General features: G+C 56.7%; 20 protein-coding genes. 8 read left to right on the top strand and 12 right to left on the bottom strand.

Going from position 1 to position 24667, the window contains the following annotated elements; genetic code table 11:
* Positions 1-23: 23 nt before the first annotated feature.
* From D9K61_RS21420 to D9K61_RS27060, 5 genes are all read right to left on the bottom strand, one after another.
* Positions 24-2441: an FAD-dependent oxidoreductase gene (locus tag D9K61_RS21420; protein WP_120635646.1), complete on the bottom strand. Its 2418-nt coding sequence runs from the start codon at positions 2439-2441 to the stop codon at positions 24-26.
* Between the two features lie 146 nt (positions 2442-2587).
* Positions 2588-3895 carry an HlyC/CorC family transporter gene (locus D9K61_RS21425; RefSeq protein ID WP_120635233.1) on the bottom strand — a complete coding sequence of 436 codons (1308 nt, stop codon included), beginning with the start codon at positions 3893-3895 and terminating at the stop codon, positions 2588-2590.
* Positions 3896-3958: 63 nt separating this feature from the next.
* Positions 3959-4915: a site-specific tyrosine recombinase XerD gene (locus D9K61_RS21430; RefSeq protein WP_120635647.1), complete on the bottom strand. Its 957-nt coding sequence runs from the start codon at positions 4913-4915 to the stop codon at positions 3959-3961.
* 2 nt (positions 4916-4917) lie between these two features.
* Positions 4918-6438: a hypothetical protein gene (locus D9K61_RS21435; RefSeq protein WP_120635234.1), complete on the bottom strand. Its 1521-nt coding sequence runs from the start codon at positions 6436-6438 to the stop codon at positions 4918-4920.
* Complete coding sequence (locus D9K61_RS27060; protein ID WP_162946988.1) at positions 6428-6577, bottom strand: hypothetical protein; 150 nt, start codon at positions 6575-6577, stop codon at positions 6428-6430. The genes D9K61_RS21435 and D9K61_RS27060 overlap by 11 nt, the downstream gene beginning before the upstream one ends.
* 79 nt (positions 6578-6656) lie before the next feature.
* Here D9K61_RS27060 and D9K61_RS21440 point away from each other — a divergent pair, with 79 nt between their 5' ends.
* Positions 6657-7244, top strand: a complete 588-nt coding sequence (locus tag D9K61_RS21440) for a shikimate kinase (protein ID WP_120635235.1) — start codon at positions 6657-6659, stop codon at positions 7242-7244.
* Positions 7245-8357, top strand: coding sequence for a 3-dehydroquinate synthase (gene aroB / locus D9K61_RS21445; protein WP_120635236.1), 1113 nt, complete (start codon positions 7245-7247; stop codon positions 8355-8357).
* A gap of 12 nt (positions 8358-8369) precedes the next feature.
* On the opposite strand, the gene D9K61_RS21450 is transcribed toward aroB, so the two are convergent.
* Together D9K61_RS21450 and ssb are read right to left on the bottom strand one after the other, a co-directional pair.
* A complete protein-coding gene (locus D9K61_RS21450) occupies positions 8370-9440 on the bottom strand; it encodes a site-2 protease family protein (RefSeq protein WP_120635237.1) in 1071 nt (356 codons plus the stop codon).
* 18 nt (positions 9441-9458) lie between these two features.
* Complete coding sequence (gene ssb / locus D9K61_RS21455; protein WP_120635238.1) at positions 9459-9956, bottom strand: single-stranded DNA-binding protein; 498 nt, start codon at positions 9954-9956, stop codon at positions 9459-9461.
* 205 nt (positions 9957-10161) lie between these two features.
* Between ssb and D9K61_RS21460 the strand changes: the two genes are divergently transcribed.
* The 3 genes from D9K61_RS21460 to D9K61_RS21470 all read left to right on the top strand — a co-directional run bounded on the left by D9K61_RS21460 (position 10162) and on the right by D9K61_RS21470 (position 12916).
* Positions 10162-10740, top strand: coding sequence for a lytic transglycosylase domain-containing protein (locus D9K61_RS21460; RefSeq protein WP_120635239.1), 579 nt, complete (start codon positions 10162-10164; stop codon positions 10738-10740).
* 97 nt (positions 10741-10837) lie between these two features.
* A complete protein-coding gene (locus tag D9K61_RS21465) occupies positions 10838-11800 on the top strand; it encodes a LuxR C-terminal-related transcriptional regulator (RefSeq protein WP_120635240.1) in 963 nt (320 codons plus the stop codon).
* A gap of 129 nt (positions 11801-11929) precedes the next feature.
* Positions 11930-12916, top strand: coding sequence for an MBL fold metallo-hydrolase (locus D9K61_RS21470; protein WP_120635241.1), 987 nt, complete (start codon positions 11930-11932; stop codon positions 12914-12916).
* Positions 12917-13038: 122 nt separating this feature from the next.
* On the opposite strand, the gene D9K61_RS21475 is transcribed toward D9K61_RS21470, so the two are convergent.
* From D9K61_RS21475 to miaA, 5 genes are all read right to left on the bottom strand, one after another.
* Positions 13039-15126 (bottom strand): ABC transporter ATP-binding protein, encoded by a 2088-nt coding sequence (locus D9K61_RS21475; protein ID WP_120635242.1) that lies wholly within the window; start codon positions 15124-15126, stop codon positions 13039-13041.
* Between the two features lie 92 nt (positions 15127-15218).
* Entirely contained in the window at positions 15219-16682 is a 1464-nt protein-coding gene (locus D9K61_RS21480) for an ABC transporter permease (RefSeq protein WP_120635243.1), read from the bottom strand.
* 12 nt (positions 16683-16694) lie between these two features.
* Positions 16695-17741 (bottom strand): ABC transporter permease, encoded by a 1047-nt coding sequence (locus D9K61_RS21485; RefSeq protein WP_120635244.1) that lies wholly within the window; start codon positions 17739-17741, stop codon positions 16695-16697.
* 137 nt (positions 17742-17878) lie between these two features.
* Complete coding sequence (locus D9K61_RS21490) at positions 17879-19549, bottom strand: ABC transporter substrate-binding protein (RefSeq protein WP_120635245.1); 1671 nt, start codon at positions 19547-19549, stop codon at positions 17879-17881.
* A gap of 347 nt (positions 19550-19896) precedes the next feature.
* A complete protein-coding gene (gene miaA / locus D9K61_RS21500) occupies positions 19897-20790 on the bottom strand; it encodes a tRNA (adenosine(37)-N6)-dimethylallyltransferase MiaA (RefSeq protein WP_120635247.1) in 894 nt (297 codons plus the stop codon).
* A 97-nt stretch (positions 20791-20887) separates the two neighbouring features.
* Between miaA and pyrH the strand changes: the two genes are divergently transcribed.
* The 3 genes from pyrH to D9K61_RS21515 all read left to right on the top strand — a co-directional run bounded on the left by pyrH (position 20888) and on the right by D9K61_RS21515 (position 24600).
* A complete protein-coding gene (pyrH, locus tag D9K61_RS21505; RefSeq protein WP_120635248.1) occupies positions 20888-21640 on the top strand; it encodes a UMP kinase in 753 nt (250 codons plus the stop codon).
* A gap of 260 nt (positions 21641-21900) precedes the next feature.
* A complete protein-coding gene (locus D9K61_RS21510) occupies positions 21901-23127 on the top strand; it encodes an aminotransferase class V-fold PLP-dependent enzyme (protein ID WP_120635249.1) in 1227 nt (408 codons plus the stop codon).
* 48 nt (positions 23128-23175) lie between these two features.
* Positions 23176-24600 (top strand): deoxyribodipyrimidine photo-lyase, encoded by a 1425-nt coding sequence (locus D9K61_RS21515; RefSeq protein WP_120635250.1) that lies wholly within the window; start codon positions 23176-23178, stop codon positions 24598-24600.
* The last annotated feature ends 67 nt before the right edge of the window (positions 24601-24667 follow it).

Below are 24667 nucleotides of genomic sequence, written 5' to 3' on the forward strand. Positions count from 1 at the left end.
CATGCCTTTGGCCGATCAACAAGTCATCCCCTCATGTGGCTGCCATCCGGGTCGAACAACGGGGTCGAGATGACGTGTGCCTTTCGCATCTCGCCCAGGACTTCGATCTCGACCTCCAACCCATCGGCGGCGCGATCCGTCGGTAAAAAGCCCAGCGCGACCGATTTTTGCGCAAAATGGGAATACCCGCCCGATGTGCAGAACCCGACAACTGTTCCGTCCAGCCAGATCGGCTCATACGCATTTACATCGGCATCATCTGCGTCCACTTCAAACGCCACCAACTTGCGTGCAGCCCCTGTCGATTTCTCTGCCTCTGCCGCCGCGCGACCGATGAAGTCTGTGTTCTTGGAGAATGAGATGAACCGGTCCAATCCGGTTTCTGCGGCCGTGTAATCGGGCGAGAACTCTCGCATCCATGACCCAAAGAACTTATCCAAACGCAGGGACATCATCGCGCGCATACCAAACGGCACCATGCCATGAGGCTCGCCAGCCTGCCACAACGTCCACCACAGCTGCCGCTGAGCCAGCGGATCACAGTAGATTTCATAGCCCAGATCACCGGTGTAGCTAACCCTTTGCACGATGCAGTCGGTCATGCCGATGGTCATCGGGCGCACATCCAGGAAGTTTAGGTCTGAAACGTCGTCACGCGTGCAGCTTGCCAAAACCTGAGTGGCTTTTGGCCCGGCAATCTGGAAGCCGTTCAACCGATCGCTAATGTTTTCGATCGTGACGCCGTCCTCTTGGTGCTGCTGAAGCCAGCGCATGTGAAAGGCCTGACTGCCGTAAGAGGCAGTCACTTGGAATGTGACCTCATCCAGACAAGAGATAGTGAAATCGCCAATCAACCTGCCCTTGGGCGACAGCATTGGTGTCAGGGACAGGCGGCCCGGTTGCGGGATGCGTCCGGCCATGACCCGATCCAGCCAAGCCCGCGAGCCAGATCCGGTGATGCGGTATTTGCCGAAATTGTGGACCTCGTTGATCCCAACGCCTGTGCGGACCGCACGCACTTCGCGGCCTGTTGCCTTGAACGCATCGGATCGACGGAAGGATGGGGTTTCGTACCCGGGTTCATCGTCTTGGGCAAAGTAGTTTGGTACTTCCAGTCCGTATTGCTGTCCCCAGACTGCGCCCATGTCACTGAAGATATCGTACATTGGGGTTGTGCGGTTTGGGCGGGCGGCGGGCAGTTCTTCGTTCGGATAGGAGACGCTGAACCGTTTCTGGTAATTCTCGATCACCTTGGGTCGCGTGTAGCCCGGGCTGATCCAGCCACCGAAACGGGCCACATCCATGGCAAAGACATCACGCTCGGGCTCACCCTCGATCATCCATTGCGCCAAAGTCAGTCCAACGCCACCGCCCTGACTGAACCCGGCCATGACTCCGCAGGCCGACCAATAGTTCCGCAGTCCCGGAACTGGGCCGACCAGAGGGTTGCCGTCAGGGGCAAAGGTGAACGGCCCGTGGATCACTGATTTGACACCCGCCTCGGCCAGCACCGGAAAGCGTTTGTAGGCAAATTCGATGCTGTCGGTGATCTTGTCATAGTCATCGGGCAGGAGTTCATGGCCGAAGTCCCAAGGTGTGCCATCGACCGCCCACGGCTTGCAGGGTTGTTCGTAAAACCCGATGCACAACCCACGTCCTTCCTGACGCAAATAGCTCTCGCCTGCAGGATCCATCACATGCGGGTGCTCACCTCCGGCGTCGATGATAGCTTCGATTTGAGGGATCGAGTCCGTAACCAGATATTGATGCTCCATCGGGTGCAGCGGGAAGTAGACTCCGGCCATCGCACCGACCTCGCGCGCCCACAACCCGCCAGCATTGACGATGTGTTCGGCATGGATCGTGCCCTTGTCGGTGACAACATCCCACGTCCCATCAGAACGCTGGTTGGTTTCTCGCACCATACAATGGGTTTCAATCGTGGCCCCGCCCATACGCGCGGCCTTGGCATAGGCGTGGGTCGTGCCAGAGGGGTCAAGATGGCCGTCCAGCGGATCATAAAGCGCGCCGATGATCCCGTTGGTATTGGTGATTGGGGCAATCTTCTTGATCTCATCCGGGCCGACGATTTCCGTCTCAAGTCCCATGAACCTGTGCTTTGCCCGTTCCGCCAGAAGCATGTCGAACCGGTCCTGATTGTCTGCCAACGTCACACCACCGACATGGTGAAGGCCGCAAGACATGCCGGTGATCTCTTCCAGTTCCTTATACAGCCGGATCGTATAGCCCTGCAGGGCCGCCATGTTGGTGTCGCCGTTCAGAGTGTGAAACCCACCCGCCGCATGCCAGGTTGAGCCTGAGGTCAACTCGGACCGTTCCAACAGCATCACGTCGGACCAACCCAGTTTGGTCAGGTGATAGAGGACAGAACAGCCAACGACACCGCCGCCTATGACCGCCACACGGGTTTCGAGCTTCATGGAAATCTCCGCTTTCTTTTTTACCAGTCTGATCGGAGAGGCCACGGGCGCAATATCAAATACGACAAAACCTGTCGTTTAGGGATGTCACTCCAAACCAGGGCCGACACTAAACTAAGTGCCGATCCTGATTGATTGCGGGAAACTCACAAAGGGCGGATCTTGAGGCCGGTCAAGCGATTTCCTTCGCGCGCGGTCACTTCGAACCGGAAGCCATGGAATGAGAAGACCTGACCCACGACCGGGATCATCTGCGCCTCGTGTATGACCAGACCAGCCAGTGTATTGGCTTCTTCATCCGGCAGCGACCAATCCAGTGCCCGGTTGACGTCGCGGATCGTCATGGCACCTTCAACAAGGAATTGGCCATCATCTGTCCGTGTCACCGGCACGTCTTCATCGATGTCAAATTCGTCGGCGATTTCGCCAACAATCTCTTCGAGGATATCTTCCAGAGTGATCAGACCGCGAAGCGAACCGTACTCATCGACGACCAACGCAAAATGGCTGTGCATGCGCAGGAATTCCCGCATCTGATCGTCCAGCGTAGTTGTTTCGGGAACGAAATAGGGATTATTCGCCACTTTGGAGATGTCGAATGACTTAAGCCGACTGGGATCTCCGTCGGTGCCCCCGGCTTGCGCATACATAGCGCGAAACAGATCTTTCGCATGGACGACACCCACGATGTTCTCGGGCTCGTCTCGGAACACGGGCAGGCGCGTATGCGAGCTTTCCAGGCATTGCCTCAGGATCGCCTCGGGTGCGGCATCCACGTCAATCATCTCAATGTTCGAGCGGTGCAACATGATCTCTTCAACCGTCCGGTCACCCAGATCCAGCGCACCCAAAATACGGTCCCGATCTTCTTTTTCCACCACACCTTCGGAATGGCCCAACTGCAGGGCGCCTGCGATTTCTTCGCGTACGGCAAGGATGTTGCTGTCCGGATCAATCTGCACGCCAAACAGACGCAATACGCCGCGCACCAGAAGACGCACCGCCGCCACAATGGGTGAGAAGACGGTCACAACGACACTGATAATAGGTGCCACAGCCGATGCCGCTTTTTCCGAGTTCGTGATGGCATAGGTTTTCGGCAGAACTTCGGCGAAGATCAAAACCAGCAAGGTCATGACCAGCGTTGCCAGCGCCACCCCGCTTTCACCAAAAAGCCGGGTGAACAGGGCAGTGGCCAACGACGCCGCCAGAATGTTAACCAAGTTGTTGCCCAGCAGAACCGACCCGATCAGGCGTTCGTTGTCGTCGGTAAGAGCAAGCGCCTTTTGCGCGCCGCGCGAGCCTTTGTCGGCCTGCGCACGCAGCTTCCCACGTGAGGACGCCGTCAATGCGGTTTCAGATCCCGAGAAAAAGCCCGACAGGAAAAGCAAAAGCACAATAGCGCCTGAGGTTACCCAGAAGGCGCTGTCGATCAGGGAAGAATCAGGTTCCATCGGTCCTTGTTTGTTCGTGTTGCTGCATTCGTTATGGGGATGCTGCCCCGTCCGATCAAGGGGTTAGCCCTTTTCAACGTCTGGGTCTTTCGTCAGCGGGTGATGCTGCAACACCAGTTCGGTCAGACGTTCGTCCAGAACATGGGTGTAAATCTCGGTCGTGGCAACGTCGGCATGGCCAAGAAGCGTTTGGATCGACCGCAAATCCGCGCCGTTGGCCAACAGGTGTGTCGCAAAGGCGTGTCGCAGGGTGTGAGGGGTAACTTTTTCTGGCGAAACACCGCCTTGAACCGCCAGTTCTTTGACCAGCAGGAAAAACCGATGCCGTGTCAGGTGCCCGGATTTGCCACGTGACGGAAACAGGAATCGAGATCGCTGACCACCCTCCGCCACGGTCTGATCTTCTGCCTGATCGCGCACGCCCAGCCATGCCGCAAGTGCATCGCGGGCAGGTGGCGACAGGGGAACCATGCGTTCTTTCCCCCCTTTGCCCAGAACCAAAAGCATCCGGGGGTCACCGCGCGCAGACGAGACGGGTAGCGACACCAACTCGGTCACGCGCATGCCGGTGGCATAGAGCAATTCCATCAGGCAGCTGTTGCGTACCCGGTCCGCCTTGCTGCGCCCGGTTTGTCTGGCGGCGTCAAGCAGGCGATCGACTTCGGGCACATCCAGTGTTTTAGGCAGGCGTTTCTGTCGTCCGGGCCCCTTTATCTGGATGGCGGGGTTCGCCTCGCGCCAGCCTTCCTCAAAGGCAAAGCGAAACAGCTGTTTGATAGCTGACAACCGCCGGGCGCGAGTGGATCGTGACAGACCCTGCGCGTCACAATCGATCAGATAAGCCTCGATCTGGTCGCGGTCCGTTTGATCAAACCCGACTTTCCGGTGGTCTAGCCAAGCTGCAAAGTCTTTCAGGTCTCGGCCATAGGCCAGCAGTGTATTCGTTGCGGCACCCAATTCAGCAGCCTGAGCCTGAAGAAAGGTGGAAATCCACAGATCCTGTGAAGCTGGTGCGCCCATCATCAGCGATCTTGCAGGATCAGTAGGCTAAGCGCCGCGCGCCGGGCTGTGTCTTCCAGACCTACACGTCGAAAGGCGGCAATCGCGGCGGTCAGATCCACCAAGTTACCGCGCGCGCCATGGGCAAACAGATGCATCGATTCCAATATAGCCTCACCCAGCTGACCGTTGGCTAATAAGGCATCAATGTCAGACGGAACAGGCGCGGCCCATTCGAATCCCTGTGACACCGCATCGGCAAGCGGAGATGGCGAAGCAGCACGTCCAGGATCGCCCTGAGCCAGAGCAACCAGAAACTGGGTATCAGTTGAACGATCAGATGCTGCCAAGGCAGCCTCTTCATAGCGTTCGGACAACATCAGAATGCGCCAACGCAAGTTCTCTGTTGCGGGCACGGGCAAAGCGACATTTGCCAGACGTTCGGCAAAAAGCTCGGCAAAAGGAACTTCGAGCCCAACGCTGCGCATCTGTTTCCAGACTAGGGGAAGCGTTTTGCCGATTGCTTCGGCGTTTCCGGTTTCCAGCGCGCTTTCAAAGCGTTGAATCGCGGCGACCCGATCCCAGACCGCACCTGACGCCGCCGGATCACGCTCGGTATATAGGCCGAGCAGCTGATTGGGCGTCAAAGCCCCAATTCGGGTCAGACGTTCGGCGGCTTCGATCTGAGCTTTCCACCCGGCGACATCGCGCAGGTCCGCGTTGGCAAACGCCCGAGGCAGCGGCGCCGATGGCAAACGCTCGCCAATCGCTTCGAACAGCCGGAAGCTTAGCGGATCCGGGTCGTCCGGTTGCGGCAGATAGGCTGCACCTTCAAACAATTCAGGGCTTAGGAACCGATCAAGAACCGCCAGCTCTTCGGGCGGCAGGATATCCAATGCATGGGCTGCCTCAAGCGTCAAAGCCGCCGATGCCCAATCACCCCTTCGTGCCTTGCAAAACACTTGCGCTGCATAGTTCTGCGACAGGTGCGGTTGCGCAATCAAGGCCGTGCAGCTGCGGTCTTCATCTCCGGTCAATAGTGTCGCGTCAAACCAGCGCTGAAACCGCATTTGCGTGTTCGTTGGGCCAGCCAGTTGAACCAATGATTGCGCAGGATCAGCCGCACCAAGCTGCATCAGCCTGTCCAAGCGGGCCAATAGCAGTATTTCCTCTGCGTCGGGTCCAGCAGGTGCCCGCGCCTCGGACAGCAGCAGTGTGAACAACAGACGCTGCATAGATGGGTTATATTTTACGGGGACGCGCAAAATCAGATCGGCCAAGCGCTGGGGGTCGCTGCCTTGCCACAGATCGACCGGCAGGCCCGTAACGGACGAGGAGACAAGCCCCAAAGGCTGGGACAATGCCTCAAGTGGTGTGACCACGACGTCCGGTTGAACCCCGTTCTGCGCCACGGGTGGCTCAAGCAAAACAGTGCCGGGCAAGTTTTCTGGTGGTTCGGTCAGCCATTCGATGACCGACAGCGGCTCTTGCGCCTGCGCAGAACCTGCCAGAACCAAAGCCAGAAGCGTTTGCTTAGTCGACATCCAGGACGACCGGCTCTCGGATTTCACTTTGTGGGGCCGAAAAATCCGCACCAAAGAACGGACCCACATAGGCATAGGCCACCAGCCCGATGAACCCCAGGCAAATTAGATATATCAGGAACTTGATCACACGCCTCATGACGTCACGCTGCCTCAATTTTTGATTTTGGCCAAGTTATAACTGGCATTCTTTCTAAGATCACGTCATTCACGGTGGAATGAGCGAAATAAAGCATAACACTCACTCGGCGGACACAGGGCAGCGATTTCATCTGCACAAAACTGTGGTTCTTGTTGGGATGATGGGTGCTGGGAAGACGGCCGTTGGCCGCGCTCTGGCTGCTAAGCTGGCGGTTCCGTTCCTCGACAGCGATGCCGAGATCGAATCGGCCGCCAACATGACAATTCCAGAAATCTTCGACCGAGACGGAGAGCCGTTCTTTCGCACCAAGGAAAGTCAGGTCATCGGTCGCCTGCTGGACGAAAGAAAGGGCATCCTGTCGACAGGGGGCGGTGCCTTTCTGTCCCAGGAAAACCGTGAAATGATCACGCGGCGGGGGGCATCTGTCTGGTTGCGGGCGGATTTGAATGTGTTGTGGAACCGGGTTCGTCATAAAGACACGCGGCCACTGCTGCGCACCAAGAACCCGCATGCGACCTTGAAAGCCTTGTATGAGGCGCGCGTACCGGTTTATGCCGAGGCCGATCTGACGGTGACGTCGGATGGCGAGGTCTCAATCGACAAAATGGTTGATCGGGTTGTCAGCGCTTTGATGACGCGCCCCGATGTTTTGGAACAGAAGTAAATGCATCAGACTGTAAATGTAGAGCTGGGCGAGCGTTCGTATGATGTTGAGATCGGGCCTGACCTCTTGGCTCAGTCTGGCGCGCGTATCGCGCCATTGCTGCACCGGCCCAAAGTTGCGGTTGTCACGGACGAAAACGTGGCAGCGCTGCATCTGGATGCGTTGCGCGACGGGTTGAACGCTGCGGGTATCGAGATGTCTGCACTGACCTTGCCTGCTGGGGAGGCCACCAAAAGCTGGCCGCATTTTGAACGCACGGTCGAATGGCTGCTGGCCGAAAAAGTTGAGCGTCGGGATGTGGTTGTGGCCTTGGGCGGCGGTGTGATCGGCGATCTTGTGGGCTTTGCTGCCGCTGTGTTGCGACGGGGCGTCCGCTTTGTGCAGATCCCCACCTCGCTGCTGGCGCAGGTGGACAGTTCCGTCGGCGGGAAAACGGGGATCAATGCGCCGCAGGGCAAAAACCTGATCGGGGCATTCCATCAGCCTTCACTGGTGCTGGCTGATACGTCGGTGCTGGGTACAATGTCGCAACGGGATTTCCTGTCCGGGTACGGAGAAGTTGTGAAATATGGCCTGTTGGGTGATTTAGACTTCTTCGAATGGCTTGAAATCAACGGATCCGCCGTTTCGTCGGGCGATATGGCAGCTCGTGTCCGCGCGGTGACCCGTTCAGTTCAGATGAAAGCGGACATTGTGGCCCGGGATGAAACGGAACAAGGCGACCGTGCGCTGCTAAATCTTGGCCACACCTTCTGCCATGCGTTAGAGGCCGCGACCGGCTATTCTGACAGGCTGCTTCACGGGGAAGGGGTCGCCATCGGGTGCGCGCTGGCTTTCGAGCTGTCGTCGCGTCTGGGCCTGTGTTCACAGGAGGATCCAAGCCGGGTGAGGGCACATTTGCGGGAGATGGGGATGAAGACCGATCTGGCCGATATTCCGGGTGAACTGCCCGGTGCCGAGCCTTTGGTAGACCTGATGTCGCAGGACAAAAAAGTCGTGGACGGGCAGTTGCGGTTTATTCTAGCCCGGGGCATCGGGCAGGCTTTTGTCACCGCGGACGTACCGCGCGATGCGGTTCTATCCGTTCTTGAAGATGCGCTTGAAACGGCTTGATTAAAATGGGTTTTAGCGCCCTCTGATCACCATCAATTCACCTATGTTTTCGCGTGTGATGTAGCCAATCATACGTCCAGTCCGACCGAGCACGGCGATGGCCGGCGCGCCTTTGTGCAATTCTTCCAGTACGGTCTCAAGACCCACCGTCAAACCCAACTGGGGAATGTCGCTTTCCATGATTGAAGTTGCCAGGTCCGAGCGGGGATGATCCCCTGCAAGCGCCGCAAACAACCGATCCCGGGTCACAAACCCCAGCAACGCGCCGTCTGCATCTAATACCGGGAACTCATGCTGAGTGGTGTGAATAACTGCCTGCGCTGCTGTGCTAAGCGTGTCGGCGGGGGACAGGGCGTGAAACTCGGTAATCATGGCATCACGTGCCAAAACGCGGCGTGCAACGGACCTTAGGGCCACATCCTGGCTTTCGGCGTTGGCCGCGACGAAGACAAACACGGCGATCAGGATCAAGATTGGGTTGCCAGAGCTTAACCCCAGGAAGCCAAACCCGACCGCAACAACCTGACCACCGAGGGCCGCCAATCGCGTTGCCTTGACGCGATCCATCCGAAGGCAAAGCAGCGCGCGGAACACGCGGCCTCCGTCCATGGGAAATGCCGGGATCATGTTGAAAGCGGCCAAAAGCAGATTGACGTAGGCGAGCCTGTCCAGAAGCCCGACATTGGCGGACTCGATCTGAGTGATAGCCTCGTAAGGCATCCCGGCGCCCAGTATGACAAGTATGACCCAGATCGCGACGTTGACGGCGGGACCGGCAAGCGCCACCCAGACCTCTTGCATTGGTTTCTCTGGGATCCGTTCCAACCGCGCAAGGCCGCCAATGGGTAAAAGCGTGATGTCAGGGGTCTTTATCCCATAGCGCCGCGCCATAAGGGCATGACCAAATTCGTGCGCGACCACACAGGCAAACAAAGCCAGCACAAAAACCAGATTTTCGATTGCTGCGGGCCACCCGCCGCTGGAATAGGCGGCAAATCCGATCCAGGCCAACAACAGGAAAAAGGTGACATGGACCCTCAGTTCGGAGCCGAGCAATCGTCCGAGAGAGAAGGACCATGTCATTTGATGTCTCCGTTTCGCTTAGAACGGAATCTCGTCGTCATCGATTCCGCCGGATGCCGGGGCAGGGGCACTGGATGGGGCGCCGTATGGGTCTCCGCCACCATAGCCACCACCGGCCTGGCCGCCGCCGTAGCCGCCAGATTGTCCGCCGCCGCCTTCACCACCCCGACTGTCCAACAAGGTCAGTTCGCCGCGATAAGGACGCAGAACAACCTCGGTTGAATACCGATCCTGACCAGATTGATCCTGCCATTTGCGCGTTTCCAACTGGCCTTCAATATAGACCTTGCTGCCTTTACGCAGATATTGCTCGGCAATACGGGCCAGAGGTTCCGAGAAAATGGCGACCGAGTGCCACTCCGTACGCTCGCGCCGTTCGCCGGTATTGCGGTCTTTCCAGTTCTCCGACGTGGCAATGCGCAGATTGCATACTTTTCCGCCGTTCTGGAATGACCGGACCTCGGGATCGCGGCCAAGATTGCCGACCAAAATGACCTTGTTGACTGAACCCGCCATGAAACTCCCCGTTCTGTGCTAACTTAGATGCGCCGAATCTGGCGCTGCGTGTCTGTGCGACCCTATACGGCCTGCATCATGGTTAAAACACAGTTGATCGGAACAACAGTCGGCAAGAATTCTTTCGACACCATTTACCAAGCTTTCATTTTTGACTGGAATACATATACTCCGTCTGATTTTGGAACGAGCGGGATAGGCTTTCATGCGTTCTCTGGTTTTTGGTTTGTGTGCCCTGTGCCTTGCATCGGTTTCAGGTCCGGTGGAAGCGCAGACGCTGTCCTCTAAAAGCCGTAAGGACATTTTTCTGAAGCAGGCCAAAGTGTTGGATTCCCGTGCGGCGACACAGTACCGCGGGTCCGAACGGCTGAAGCCTAAGGCAGCGCAAGGGAAATTCAACAAACGCTATACCGGCAACTATCGCGGCCAATACCTTTCGATGGCCCGCGAAGCGGCCCGATTGCACAGTATTCCGGAGGAGCTGTTTCTGCGCCTTGTGCAGCAGGAAAGTGGCTGGAACCCGCATGCCAAATCCCACAAAGGCGCGCTGGGGTTGGCTCAACTTATGCCGCAGACAGCAGACCTGTTGGGCGTGAACCCGCATGACCCCAAGCAAAACCTTGAGGGCGGCGCGCGGTATCTGTCGTGGCAGTATCGCAAGTTCAAATCCTGGCGTCTTGCACTGGCCGCCTATAATGCCGGCCCGAAGGCGGTTGAAAAACATGGTGGAATCCCACCCTACAAAGAAACCCAGAACTACGTGAAAGTGATCTGGGGCGGCTGACAATCGCGATGCCGCAGTGCAGAGTGTCCGTTTCTTGATAGATGACCGTCCGGCAATCTAGTCTGAAAGAGAACTGCCCAGCAAAAGGGGCCTCTGGATGCCAAGTGATCGCCCAAACATTCCCAAGGATACTTTGGCCAACTGGCAGCAACTGGTTGATCTGGTTGCGCAGCTTGCAGATGTGCCTGCCAGTTTGATCATGAAAACTGATGCGCCAGAACACGCGGTGCTCATAACCTCCGATCATCCGGACAATCCCTATCCGGTTGGGCTGAGCTTTCAATTGAACCCAAAGCTATATTGTCAGGGGGTCTTTGAGCGCGATGGAGAGCTTTTGGTCGAAGATGCGACCTGTGATCCGGCTTGGGCCGACAATGACGATTTGGAACATGGAATGTCATTTTATATCGGTCTGCCGTTGAAGTGGCCCGATGGAACGGTATTCGGCACCATTTGTGTCCTGGATCGGAAACGCAATCGTCAGGCGCTTTTGTTTAGGGAAGGTCTGGGTCAGTTCGCGCGCATCGTCGAATCGGATTTAGCTTTGTTGCAAGAGGTTTACCTGCGCCGCGCGCTTGAAGAAAAGCTGAACGAAACACTGGCGCAGCTTGAAAACCGCGTTGCAGAACGTACACGCGAATTGCGGGAAACCAACACTGCGCTGCGCGTTCTGTTGTCCAGTTTGGACGATGATCGCAAAAGCCGTGACCATGAGATTGTCGAGCAGGTTCGAAACAGGGTCTTGCCCTATCTCGACAAGGTTCGCAGCCACCTAGGGCGCGATGAAGCCCAGCACGTGTATCTCGAATTGGCGGAAAACAATCTGAATGAAATCACGTCGTCGATGTCGGACAAGCTGACGGACGCTTTTGCCGTGATGACACCGACCGAGATTGAAGTTGCGCAAATGGTCATGTTTGGAAAAACGACAAAAGACATTGCCAAGACGTTATCGCGCGAAACATCGACCATTGATTTTCATCGCAACAACATCCGCCGCAAACTTGGCCTTGATGGGCGTGCTCAAAACCTGCGGAGCCATCTGCTCGCGATTTCGTGACTAGGGAATATGGGGATTGCCCCCATATTTCCCCCTGATTTTTCCGACCTGAGCCAAAGGTTGATGACTTGTTACCCTCTCTGACATGTCGCGGGACGTACCGTGCCAATCCAACAGAGAGGACTAACAATGGATCGCAAAGATCTGAAGCCCACCATTGTGAAAGGCAACAAGGATGCGCTGGCCCCCGGGCTTTCGCGGAGATCCTTTTTCATAGCAGCCGGTGCGGCCGGCGTAGGTGCGGGGGCTTCGCTGGTCGGGGTGAAACCAGCGCAGGCCCAGTCACAAGCCTGGCTGCAACCGGGCAACAACAACCACGTGATTGATCTGCAAGGATCAACGGGTCAAGCGAGTACCGGGACCGTCGGGATCGAGTATTACGGTCATTGCGCCATCAAGATCACATCACCCGGCGGGGCCACAGTTCTGTTTGACCCTTGGCGGGATGATCCATCCGGTGCCTGGGGATTGTGGTTCCGGAACGAATTCCCGCAGATCCCGGTGGATATCACAATGTCGACCCATGCGCATTTCGACCACGATGCGATTGAACGCCCAAGTTCCACAATGGTGTTGGATCGAATGGCGGGCAATTTCGAATTTGCGGATCTGAAGATCACCGGATTTGCCGACAAACACGCCTGCGTCGCTCCGGGCTGGTATGATTGGACAAATGCTCTGGCCGAGTTCGGTGCCGAGGCCTGCCCGCCGAACAATGTCGGTCACATGGATATGGTTGTCTATCTGGTTGAAACCGGTGGCATTCGCACGTTGATTTGGGGGGATAATCGCCACAATCCACCCCAGGAATTCTGGGACTCGATTGGGGAGGTTGATGTTTTGACCCTGCCAGTCGACGGGTCCGAGCATATCCTTAGCTTTGATCAGGGTAATGACATCGTGGCCAAGCTAAAGCCCAAAATCATTATTCCAACGCACTACCTGAACGACGTCACATCGTACACGCTGACGACGCTGCAATCTGCTGACGAGTGGGTCAAAGCCCAGCAGAGTTACAAGATGCTGGACAGCGCCAGTTTACAGTTGGAAGCGGGCGAAGTGAAAGGAATGACTCAGGAGTTCATGTACTTCGGAAACAACGTGCAGACAGGGTAAAGGACCCAGCCATCGGGACTACCACTCACGACGTGCTTCATATTCGTCGCGCCAAGATGACAATGGAGTGCAAATGGAAAGGGCCGGTCACTGACCGGCCCTTTTCCGTCAATTTGGTTCGTTCACTCTGCGGCGATTTTTATGACCGGCTGCATCCGCGCCAGCACGTCGTCGGCCAGGTGGCATTTGACCTGATGACCGTCTGCCAGTGTTTTCACCGGAGGCACATCCGACTCGCAGCGTCCATCCGGCACCTCGGATTTCCAACGGCAACGTGTCTGAAACGGACATCCCGGCGGAGGGTCCATCGCGGATGGAATATCACCTTCCAGAACGATGTGCTCCTTCTCGATAGACGTATCCGCAATTGGAACCGCGCTCAGCAGGGCCTCGGTGTATGGGTGATAGGGCGGCGAGAAGACCTGATCCGTTGTTCCCAATTCGACCACATGACCCAGATACATCACCATGACCCGGTCGCTGAGATAGCGCACAATCGACAGATCGTGGCTGATGAACAGCAGAGTTGTTTTATGCTCGCGCTGAATTTCCATCAACAGATCAGTCACCGCGGCCTGAACAGACACGTCAAGCGCCGAGACAGGTTCATCCGCCACAACGATCCGCGCGTCCCCAGCAAAGGCACGCGCGATGCCCACACGTTGCTTTTGGCCACCGGACAATTGCCTTGGCATCCTCTCGGCGAAGGCGCGGGGCAGTTTCACCAGATCCAACAACTCGAGCATTCGCTTTTTGCGCTCAGCCTCGGTATTGCCCACGCCAAAGATTTCCAGCGCCCGGATGATCTGGCGGCCCACGCTCATAGACGGGTTCAGGGTGTCGAACGGGTTCTGGAACACCATCTGAACCTCGCCCACTGTCTTGGCGTCCCGATCTTCGATTGGCACGTCTTCGATGTTGCGATTGTCCAGAAGGATTTGACCATCTGTCGCGGTTTCAAGCCCCATCAGAACCTTGGCAAACGTGGATTTTCCGCAACCGGATTCACCCACAATGGCCAGCGTCTCGGACTCATGGGCTTCGAAACTCAGCGTTTCGTTGGCTTTCACAACTTTCTTTGTACCGCCCCCAAACAAGGCGTTTGCGGCCACCTCATAGTATTTCTTGAGGTTGTCCATTTTCAGAACAACGCGGCCGATTTCGCCCTTTTCCTTTTGATCAGCCAATGTGATCGGCGCGTTCCAGTCTATTTCCTGGAACTTCAGACAACGTGTGTGATGCCGATCATTGCCCGGAACAGCATCCATCAGAATGTTCTGAGAGTCGCAGCGCCCTTCTTCAAAATAGTCACATCGTGGGCCAAAGTTACACCCCGACGGGCGTTCGTGAGGCAGGGGAAAGTTGCCCGGAATGGCCACCAATGGTCGGGAATTCTTGTCCGCGCCCGGCAGAGGGATCGAGCGGAACAACGCCTGCGTATAGGGGTGCTGCATCTCATCAAACACGTCTTTGATCGAGCCGCGTTCAACTGCTTCACCGGAATACATCACGCATAGCCTGTCGCAGGTCTCCAAAACCAGACCAAGGTTGTGCGAAATAAACAGCATCGAGGTGCCGTATTTCTTGCCCAGATCCCTAACCAATTCGACCACAGCGGCCTCGACTGTCACGTCCAGCGCGGTTGTTGGTTCGTCCAATATCAGCAATGCAGGTTTTGACATCAGCGCCATCGCGATAACGATACGCTGCTGCTGACCACCTGACAGCTGATGCGGGAAAGAATTCAACATCCGCTCGGGGTCGGGCAGACGCACATCGGTAACCACTTCCAAAGCACGGGCATAAGCCTCATCTTGGCCCACGCCCTCGTGGATCATCGGCACTTCCATCAGCTGTCTGCCGATTTTCATCGCCGGGTTCAGCGATGCCATCGGCTCTTGATAGATCATGGCGATCTCGTTGCCGCGGATGTCGCGCAGTTCTTCCGAACTCATCTCGGCCAGATCACGCCCCTTGAACTTGATCGTGCCGCCGACGACCCGGCCGTTTTTGCCAAGGTCTTGCATTACGCCAAGCGCCACGGTGGACTTGCCGCAGCCGGATTCCCCGACCAAACCAACAGCCTCGCCGGGTTGCACGCTGACCGAGAAATCCATCACGGCGGGAATTTCCCGAAGACGTGTGAAGAATGAGATCGACAGCTTGTCGATCTCGAGGATCGGGCCGTCATATTCCGCCATTTTACTCATCTAGTATCTCCTCGCGAGAGTCTGGGGGAACCCCTTCATCTGGCTAAAAATATCCTGGGGGTCCGGGGGCAAAGCCCCCGGCCGATATCGCATCAATCCTTCAGACTTTCTTCGCGCAGACCGTCCGCCAGCAGGTTCAATCCAAGAACCAGAGACAGCAGCGCAAAGGCGGGCGGCAGGGCGGGGTGCAGATAGATCGACAGCAACTTACGCCCTTCGTTGATCGTAGAACCCCAGTCCGGGCTTTCCGGTGGCAGACCCAACCCGAAGAAACCCAAGGTGCCCAGCAGGATGGTGGTATAGCCAATGCGCAGACAGAAATCGACGATCAGTGGGCCGCGCGCGTTTGGCAGGATCTCCCAAAGCATGATGTACCAAGGACCTTCGCCTCGGGTCTGTGCCGCAGCAACATAGTCGCGGGTTTTGATATCCAGTGCCAAACCTCGGACAATGCGAAACACGGTGGGTGAGTTCACGAAGACCACCGAAACGAACACCACCAGAATGCCGCCTGGAACGTCGAAAAGATCCAGATAGGTGGGCAGGCCCCAGATGCTGTAATCATCCGTGTTGATCACGTACCCGTTTGTTGAAATTAGCGATAAGTACAGCCAGACCGTTACCCCCAGCACTCCGATCAACAGAGGCGTGCGGAAACTTGGTCTCGTGTAATAGCGCGAGTTTAGCAGAACGGTCAGAAACAGGATCGGGAACACGAACAACACGGCCGCCATATAGTTCGGCACGCCGGTCGCCACGATTTCTGGTGTGACCAGAAGATAGAACAGCAGGATGACCGGGAAAGCCAGGATCAGGTTGGCCAGGAACGACAGGAACGTGTCCAGACGACCACCATAATATCCCGCCGGAAGGCCGAGGGTAATGCCGACCATGAAGGCAAACATGGTTGCCAGCGGTGCGATCTGCACCACAATCCAGGCCCCTTTGACCATTCGGCTAAAGACGTCGCGGGCAAGGTTATCGCCGCCCAGAAGATACCAGGCGTATTGTCCGTCTTCGGGGCTCGGCAAGGGCGTCCCGGGGACCTTGTTCTTCATGCCCGAGACCTGCGCCAAGGGGTCCTGTGTCACGATCAGGTCGAGTGCACCGAAAATCCCGGTGAACACCCAGAACATCACAAGGCCGAACCCGATCATGCCGATTGGGCTGTCATACAGTTTGCCATAAAGACCCAGCCGCCGTTTATAGGCGATAGACATGGCAAACATGATGACCAGCGCCATCCAGACAGGCAGGAATTGTTGGGAAATTGCCCCGACAATGCCGGCGCTGGTGCCCATGACGATGCCCAGTACTAAGTAACCGACTGCCAATGCCACGCATGCAACAAAGCTGTAGCGCAAGGCCAGGTTGGTCAGGTTTCGAACACCGCTGCTGGACGTTATTGTTCCATCCGGGTTTACGGTGACCTGATCTTCCGGCAGGAAGATGCTTCCGACAATCCAGATCACAATCGACAGGATCAATGCAGCAAGGGCGACCATCAATAGCGGGTTCAGAAAGGCGATAGAGCCGGTCCAGGTAAGAGGTTCCATGTTCTATCTCCCTTACGAAATACGGATGCGTGGGTTGAGGTAGACATAGCCGATATCGGATATCAGCTGCGTCACCAGAACCACAAAGACCGACACGACCGAAATCGCCAGCAGCAGCTGGATGTCATTGTTCCCCGCAGCCTGAACCAGCGCCCAGCCAAAGCCCTTGTAGTTGAACAAGGTCTCGACGATCACAACGCCATTCAGCAGCCATGGGAACTGCAACATGATGACGGTGAAAGGTGCGATCAACGCGTTGCGCAATGCGTGTTTCACCACGATGTTGGGAAAGGATACGCCTTTCAGACGAGCAGTCCGGATATACTGCGCCGTCATCACCTCGGTCATCGACGCGCGGGTCATTCGGGCGATATAGCCCATCCCATAAAGCGCAATGGTCAGAACCGGCAGAAAGAAGTTCTCGAAGGTCGGATTGTCCATCGCCTGCGTCGCTGTCCCCTTGAACCATTTCAGGCCCACAGTGGATGAGGTGAATATCGCAATGAAAATCACGCCGGACACATATTCCGGCGTCGCCGTTGTGATGATCGAGAAGGTGGACAAGGACCGGTCAAGGGCTGATCCCTCTCGCATCCCCGCCAGAACGCCGACGATCAGCGCGGATGGAACCATCAGCACCAGAACACAGAGCATCAAAAAGCCTGTGTTGCCCAGACGTTTGCCGACTATGCTGCCAACTTCGTCTTTGAACACACTGGAGTATCCCCAGTCCCCTTGCAGAACTCCGCAAAACCTCGGGGTGTTATCGGCCGTGGATCCGGGGCGGGTGCAGGTGCCCAAAACCTGGCCATCCTCCTGAACCTTCTGGTAGCCCGGCATAACGCCCAACCACTGGCCATATTTGATGAGTGTCGGTTGCAGATATCCCCTGTTCTCAAGCCATGTCTCGACCTGTTCGTCGGACATACGCTGGTTACCCTGCGTCTTGGCGAGTTTTTCAAGGTTTGGGTAGAGGTTGGTCAGAAAGAAAACCACGAACGTCAAGCACAATGCCGTTAACAGCATGACGCCGAACCGTCGGAGGATGAATAGTCCCATGTTGGCCCCTGTTATTCGGGTGTTCCGCAGATCAATGGACCATTTTCTGGCCTCGGACGTCCGACCCCGCGTCGGAATGTCTGCGGCTGGAAAGGGGCGCCCAAATCAGGCGCCCCTTGGGGGTGAGTAGGCGGGTTTTACGCAGCCCAGCCCCATTTGTAGTGGTGGTGTTCGAACGACACATGCATGTCAGTGCCCACCAGACCGTCCTTCATGTGACGATAGAGCGACCGCCAGTATGGCTGAACGGTGACGCCTTCTTCCTGGATCATCGCTTCGCCCTTGGCGACGACTTCGCGACGCTTGTCTGCGTCAGCAATGGCCAGTGCCTCGGTCAGCAAGTTGTCGAAATCAGGGTTGGCCCAGCCGAATTCGTTCCAGGCTTCGCCCGAACGATAGGCCAGCGCCCAAATCTGAACACCCAGAGGACGGTGGTTCCAGTTGGTCGAGCTGTACGGATACTTGGCCCAGTCGTTCCAGAACGTGTTGCCCGGCAGAACCGTCCGCTTGACCTTGATGCCCGCGTCACGCAGCTGCGCGGCAACGGCATCGGTAGTGTTGCGGCGCCAGTCGTCGTCGATTGACATCAGCTCGTGCTCGAAATCGGCCATTCCGGCTTCTTCCATCAGAGCGCGAGCGCCTTCCGGGTCGACTTTCTGCGGAGGCAGTTCAAAGTAGTCCGGATGGATCGGGCCAACATGGTGGTTTTCCGCAGGCGACCCACGGCCCCCATAACCAAGTTCCAGACAAACCGCATTGTCCACAGCCATCTGCAGGGCCTGACGCACACGCTTGTCCGCGTAAGGTTTTTTGCCGTCGATCTCGGCCAGCTGGTTCGGTCGAACAACGATGGTGTTCATCGTGACAACTTCCGACTTCACATAGCCAAGGCTGTCCATCACATCGATGAATTCACCGACCGACTCGTACAGCATGTCAACTTCGTCGGATTCCAAAGCGGCCAACCAGGCCGAAGGATCAGTGCCGTAGTCGATGTATTCGATGCGGTCCAGCGCCGGGCGACCAAAGACTTCTTCGCCCCACCAGGCGTGGTTTTCGTTGCGTACCAGCGATGCTTTCACACCAACTTCCAGCTCTTCGATCAGGTATGCACCGGTGCCCACATTGTTGAGCAGATCGGTTTCGCTGAACGTGCTGTGCACGATAGCGGCCGGATAGTCGGCCATGCCCGCGATCAACGAGATGTCAGAGTTGGGCAAGTTAAGGTTAACGGTATTTGCATCCACAACTTCGATAGCGCCATCAATTGCCTGACCAGAGTCAGCGTCAATCAAGGTCGCAAAACGACCCGCCATCGAGTTGGTTTCCGAACTCTTGTCACACCAGCGCGCGATGTTGCGGGCAACGTCGTCGGCTGTGAAATCGTCTCCGTTGTTCCACTTGATGCCAGGACGGATTTTCAACGTGTAAACGGTCGCGTCTTCGTTGACTTCCCAACCTTCCAGCAGCATGCCGCGGAACGTACCATCCGAGTTATACTCGACCAGATATTCCATGGTGCCACGGGTGACGTTGGCGATCTGAGACCAGTCATAGGTACGCGGGTCTTTCAAAGCGCGCACTTCCTGCTGAACGCGGATTGTACCGCCTTCTTGCTTGGCGTCTTCGCCTTCCGCGCGGGCAGGCGCGGCGAGACCGATCATGCCATAGGCTGCGGCGGCCGTCAGGCCCAGCCCTGTGGTGCGGGTCAGAAACTCGCGCCGATTTAACTTACCGTCCCGATACTCCTGAGCATGCATCTCAGCCGCCCAGTGTACCGGTGCTCCGGTGGTTGTTTGATTTGTCATAAATGCATCTCCCTGTGACACAGTTTTTTTGTTGTGAAGATCAAAGCTACCCGGCGCAGCGGGCGCCGAACGGTAGGTCGATGGGTTTTCTTTTTTGGATTCTCAGCATCCCCATGGCGGCATTCGGCACCAGAATTTGCATGAGGTCAATGTTCGAAATCGTCATAGATGGCAAAAAAACGACATCTTTGAGGGGAGTTCAACTGATGATGCCAGCACAATCCGCTGAAGATTCGCGCACTTATCAAAGTGAGACATTTAACGACCAGGCTTGGGTTACCCATCCCACGGTAAAATAGCGTCGGTCATTGGGCAGCTCGCAAGGTCAAAAATGCCCTGATCAAGTATCACTTTGAGAAATCAACATGATACCAATCCTTCATTCGAGCCCGAAACCACGTCCGCTGTCGTTTCGCAAATTGCCGGGTCGAGATCGTTGCCCGTCCGCGGGCCTGATCCAGCGTCATTTTTCCGTCGAGATACGCGACCAATTCGGGGACACCGATTGCCTTGTAAGCCGGAAGGGACAGATCATATCGATCACGCATAACCTCGACTTCGTCCAACGCGCCCATTTCCAGCATTTGATCAAAGCGTCGCGTGATCCGGCCCAGCAGCCAGGTCTTGTCGACATCAAAGACGATGGGAACGGCATGTGACAAAGCCAAATCCGGGGCGGGCGTTTCGGCTTGCCAGGACAACAGGCTGCGCCCGGTAGCTTGCTGAACCTCCCACGCGCGCTGCACACGGGCGCGATTATTGGTGTCCAGCCGGTCAAGCGTCAGATCATCCACGCCTGCCGTCAGCTCTGACAGTGACATCTGGTCGGCTGTGGATCGCACATGTGACGGAGTCGTTGGAATTTCGGCCATGCCTTCGGTCAGCGCAGTAAAATACAAACCTGTGCCGCCCACGATGATTGGACGTTGATCGCCGGTCAGCAAGGGAACAACTTCGCGCAGCCAGTGCCCGGTCGAATACTCCTGATCATAGGAGATATGGCCATAGAGTTTGTGTGGGGCGCGGGCCTCTTCCTCGGTTGAGGGGCGGGCAGAGATGACCCGCCAGCAGTCATAAACCTGACTGGCGTCGGCGTTTACAATAACGCCGCCGAAGGTCTCGGCGATTTGCAAGGCCAGCGCGGATTTTCCCGACGCCGTGGGGCCAGCGATCAGCACCGGTTTGCGCTCGGGGATCGGGGGCAGGCGGTCCCATAGTTGCGCTGCTGAAGGGTCGGTCATTCCCGGTTGCCTCATTCCTTACCAACCGCATTGAACCTGCGGAGCTTTTGCTTCATTTTGCGCCGGAAAATAAACCCGTGCCAGCCCGGAGCGCAACATGAGCCTTTCCCCGTCCATCGACACCGAAGAAACCCCTAAAACAGCATATAAACGCGTGATGTTGAAGATTTCGGGTGAGGCTTTGATGGGGGATCAGGGATTCGGTTTGCATCCGCCAACGGTCCAGCGCATCGCGCAAGAGGTCAAATCGGTGCATGATTTGGGTGTCGAGATCTGCATGGTCATCGGCGGGGGCAACATTTTCCGTGGCCTTAGCGGCTCGGCACAGGGGATGGAGCGGACGACAGCGGATTACATGGGGATGCTGGCCACCGTCATGAATGCACTGGGGATGCAATCCGCACTGGAAGAGGTAGGGGTGTTTACCCGTGTGATCTCGGCCATTCGCATGGATGAAGTGTGTGAACCCTACATTCGCCGCCGCGCCGTGCGTCACCTTGAAAAGAAGCGTGTCTGCATTTTTGCCGCCGGAACAGGCAATCCGTATTTCACCACGGACACCGCTGCGACGTTGCGGGCCAACGAAATGACCTGTGAGGCGATCTTTATGGGCAAGAATGGCGTCGACGGTGTTTACGACAAAGACCCTAAGGAGCATGCGGATGCCGTGCGTTATGACACGGTGACCTATGATGATGTTCTGGCCAAGCGCCTGAGGGTTATGGATGCCTCGGCCATTGCATTGGCGCGGGACAACAATCTGCCCTTGATCGTGTTCGGGTTGGATGAACCCGGCGGGTTCCGCGGCATTCTGGCCGGTGAAGGGACGTATACCAAGGTTCAAGGCTGATCATTCCGACACTGGACTTGCAATTAGCCGGACCCAAGGGGCCGGCTTTTTTGTGTGCATGCCATGCTTGACGAGCGTGGCGTCCACCGTCAACGTGTCGCCGTTCTTGGGATTTTTCAATCAATCCAAAGAACTGCCGATGCCGTGTCGCGATCAGGGCTTTGGAGAGGCTGGAAGACCTGCCATGATTTCTGAGGTGTCTGGAAACATGCGCGGGCCCCTCATTTGATGTGTGCAGCATGACTGAGGAGTGAGATGCGATGAGCTCTCTTGATATCGATTTTGTTCGGGCGCAGTTTCCCGCCTTTTCCGAACCCAGCCTGACAGGGCAAGCGTTTTTTGAAAATGCAGGCGGATCTTATACCTGTAAACCGGTTATTGACCGGCTGACGCGGTTCTACACTCAGCGCAAGGTTCAGCCTTACGCCGCTTACGAGGTCAGCCGACTTGCCGGGCAAGAGATGGATGAGGCGCGCACGCGAATGGCCGCCATCTTGGGCGTGGATACCGATGAGTTGAGTTTTGGCCCCTCAACCACCCAAAACACGTATGTACTGGCACAGGCGTTCCGGCAGTGGATGACGCCGGGCGAAGCCATTGTTGTGACTGATCAAGACCACGAGGCCAATTCCGGCCCGTGGCGGCGATTGGCTGACGCCGGGATCGAGGTTCGAGAGTGGCAGATCGATCCTGACACTGGGGCGTTGAACCCGCAGGATCTGGAAAATCTGCTGGACGACAAAGTCCGTCTTGTGTGCTTTCCTCATTGTTCGAATGTGGTGGGTGAGATCAATCCGGTGACCGAGATTACTGCAATCGCCCATGCTGCGGGTGCGTTCGTATGTGTGGATGGCGTGTCATATGCACCGCACGGGTTTCCAAATGTCGGGGATCTGGGACCGGATATCTACCTGTTTTCGGCCTACAAAACCTATGGCCCACATCAAGGCTGCATGATCATTCGCCGCACTCTTGGAGAGCTTCTGCCCAACCAGGCGCATTATTTTAACGGCGATGTTCTGCACAAACGGTTCACCCCGGCAGGCCCCGATCATGCACAGATTGCAGCAAGCGCAGGGATGGCGGACTATGTGGAACAGCTGTGCGGCCATCACGGCGGGCCAAAGACAGGTGCAGCCGAGCAGGGAGCCTTTGTTCATGATCTGATGCGGGCGCATGAGGTTGCATTGCTGCAACCGGTGTTGGACGCTGTGAAAGATCGAAATGCCGTTCGTTTGATTGGCCCGTCAGACGCATCTATGCGTGCGCCAACGATAGCCTTATCCTTGAACCGCCCGGCAGAACCAGTTGCGGCAGAGCTCGCGCAGCATGGTATCATGGCTGGCGGCGGAGACTTTTATGCATCGCGCCCATTGCAAGCTATGGGGGTCGATCCAGTGCAGGGCGTTCTTCGGATCAGTTTTACCCACTACACCACTCAAAACGAAATTGATCAGCTTTTAGGAGCACTTGAACGCATTTTGTGATCCGAAATTCGCCCTGCCTCGTATATCTAAGAAAACAGCAGGGCGAATATGGCGCAGGGGCAGTCACCGATTATTTTATGGTTCCGACGGGATTTACGCCTGTCGGACCATCCTGCGCTAACGGCGGCCGTGGAAACAGGCCGCCCTATCATCCCTGTCTTCATTTTGGACGATCTGGCCCAGCAAATGGGTGCTGCCCCAGTTTGGCGCCTTGGACTTGGCCTAGAAGTCTTTGAGCGGTCGTTAAGTCAAATTGGCAGCCGACTGATCCTGCGTCGCGGCAATGCGTTGGGTCAATTGCAGCAATTGATCTCAGAAACGGGCGCCAAGTCCGTTTACTGGTCTCGTGCTTATGATCCGGAAGCGATCGAACGGGATACATTGGTCAAGTCGACCTTGGGCACTCAGGACGTGCGGGCCAAGTCGTTTGCCGGCCATCTGCTGTTCGAACCCTGGACCGTTGCAACCAAAGCAGGACAGCCGTTCCGCGTTTTCACACCAAGGTGGCGAGCTGTTCAAGGGCAGGAGGTCTCGGTCGCGGATGCGCCTCCGACGCGGTTGCCAGCGCCGACGCATTGGCCCGTTTCTGACGATCTGGAAATCTGGAATCTAGGCGCAGCGATGAACCGCGGGGGTCGCTTCGTTCGCCGCTATGTTAAGCCGGGCGAAAAGGCGGCGCTCGATCACCTAGACGGGTTTCTGGACCGCGTGAGCCGGTATTCCAACGATCGGGACAGTTTGGGCCTGGATGGGACATCGAACCTGTCAGAGTATCTGTCGTTGGGGGAAATCGGGCCACGCACCGCATGGCATACGGTGCAACGCGCGGGCATGATGGGCGTGTCCGGGACCGAGGCGTTTCTGCGGCAGCTTGTGTGGCGCGAGTTTGCGTACCACCTGATGTTCCACACGCCGCGCCTTTTGACCGGCAACTGGAAGCCGGAATGGGATGGGTTTCCCTGGACCACCGATCCCGACCACCCGGATGTCGTTGCATGGCGGCAGGCAAGAACAGGTATTCCGGTCGTCGATGCCGGTTTGCGGCAGATGTACGTCACAGGCCGCATGCACAACCGCGCACGGATGATCGTTGCCAGTTACCTCACCAAACATCTTATGACCCATTGGGGGATTGGCATGGATTGGTTTGCGGACTGCCTGATTGATTGGGACCCGGCGGCCAACGCAATGGGGTGGCAATGGGTGGCCGGATCCGGCCCGGACGCGTCGCCTTTTTTCCGGATATTCAATCCGCAGACCCAACAGGACCGATTTGACCCTGATGGCGCTTATGTACGGCGGTGGATTGCGGAAAATCAGACAGAACCCAGTGATACGGCGCTGGCCTATTTTGATGCTGTTCCCAGGTCCTGGGGCATGCGGCCGGACGCAAAATATCCGAAACCTGTCGTTGCATTGTCCGATGGGCGACGTCGGGCATTGGCCGCGTATGAATGCCGAAAAAGTCAGTAAGGAACTGAAAACTTGCCAGAAACGGAATCGCGGCCTAGCTTTCTACAGGCACCGCAAAGGGGAGAGC

Source organism: Ruegeria sp. EL01 (assembly GCF_900313035.1).
In the GTDB taxonomy this organism is placed as follows: Bacteria; Pseudomonadota; Alphaproteobacteria; order Rhodobacterales; family Rhodobacteraceae; genus Ruegeria.

Excerpts from the sequence above, each read along its gene's own strand:
- miaA (WP_120635247.1), bottom strand. The coding sequence starts at position 20,790 with ATGACCGACCCTTCAGCAGCGCAACTATGGGACCGCCTGCCCCCGATC.
- pyrH (WP_120635248.1), top strand. The coding sequence starts at position 20,888 with ATGAGCCTTTCCCCGTCCATCGACACCGAAGAAACCCCTAAAACAGCA.
- D9K61_RS21440 (WP_120635235.1), top strand. The coding sequence starts at position 6,657 with ATGAGCGAAATAAAGCATAACACTCACTCGGCGGACACAGGGCAGCGA.
- D9K61_RS21475 (WP_120635242.1), bottom strand. The coding sequence starts at position 15,126 with ATGAGTAAAATGGCGGAATATGACGGCCCGATCCTCGAGATCGACAAG.
- aroB (WP_120635236.1), top strand. The coding sequence starts at position 7,245 with ATGCATCAGACTGTAAATGTAGAGCTGGGCGAGCGTTCGTATGATGTT.
- D9K61_RS21485 (WP_120635244.1), bottom strand. The coding sequence starts at position 17,741 with ATGGGACTATTCATCCTCCGACGGTTCGGCGTCATGCTGTTAACGGCA.
- D9K61_RS21420 (WP_120635646.1), bottom strand. The coding sequence starts at position 2,441 with ATGAAGCTCGAAACCCGTGTGGCGGTCATAGGCGGCGGTGTCGTTGGC.
- D9K61_RS21515 (WP_120635250.1), top strand. The coding sequence starts at position 23,176 with ATGGCGCAGGGGCAGTCACCGATTATTTTATGGTTCCGACGGGATTTA.
- D9K61_RS21430 (WP_120635647.1), bottom strand. The coding sequence starts at position 4,915 with ATGGGCGCACCAGCTTCACAGGATCTGTGGATTTCCACCTTTCTTCAG.
- ssb (WP_120635238.1), bottom strand. The coding sequence starts at position 9,956 with ATGGCGGGTTCAGTCAACAAGGTCATTTTGGTCGGCAATCTTGGCCGC.
- D9K61_RS21460 (WP_120635239.1), top strand. The coding sequence starts at position 10,162 with ATGCGTTCTCTGGTTTTTGGTTTGTGTGCCCTGTGCCTTGCATCGGTT.
- D9K61_RS21470 (WP_120635241.1), top strand. The coding sequence starts at position 11,930 with ATGGATCGCAAAGATCTGAAGCCCACCATTGTGAAAGGCAACAAGGAT.
- D9K61_RS21490 (WP_120635245.1), bottom strand. The coding sequence starts at position 19,549 with ATGACAAATCAAACAACCACCGGAGCACCGGTACACTGGGCGGCTGAG.
- D9K61_RS21450 (WP_120635237.1), bottom strand. The coding sequence starts at position 9,440 with ATGACATGGTCCTTCTCTCTCGGACGATTGCTCGGCTCCGAACTGAGG.
- D9K61_RS21435 (WP_120635234.1), bottom strand. The coding sequence starts at position 6,438 with ATGTCGACTAAGCAAACGCTTCTGGCTTTGGTTCTGGCAGGTTCTGCG.
- D9K61_RS21480 (WP_120635243.1), bottom strand. The coding sequence starts at position 16,682 with ATGGAACCTCTTACCTGGACCGGCTCTATCGCCTTTCTGAACCCGCTA.
- D9K61_RS21425 (WP_120635233.1), bottom strand. The coding sequence starts at position 3,895 with ATGGAACCTGATTCTTCCCTGATCGACAGCGCCTTCTGGGTAACCTCA.
- D9K61_RS21465 (WP_120635240.1), top strand. The coding sequence starts at position 10,838 with ATGCCAAGTGATCGCCCAAACATTCCCAAGGATACTTTGGCCAACTGG.
- D9K61_RS27060 (WP_162946988.1), bottom strand. The coding sequence starts at position 6,577 with ATGAGGCGTGTGATCAAGTTCCTGATATATCTAATTTGCCTGGGGTTC.
- D9K61_RS21510 (WP_120635249.1), top strand. The coding sequence starts at position 21,901 with ATGAGCTCTCTTGATATCGATTTTGTTCGGGCGCAGTTTCCCGCCTTT.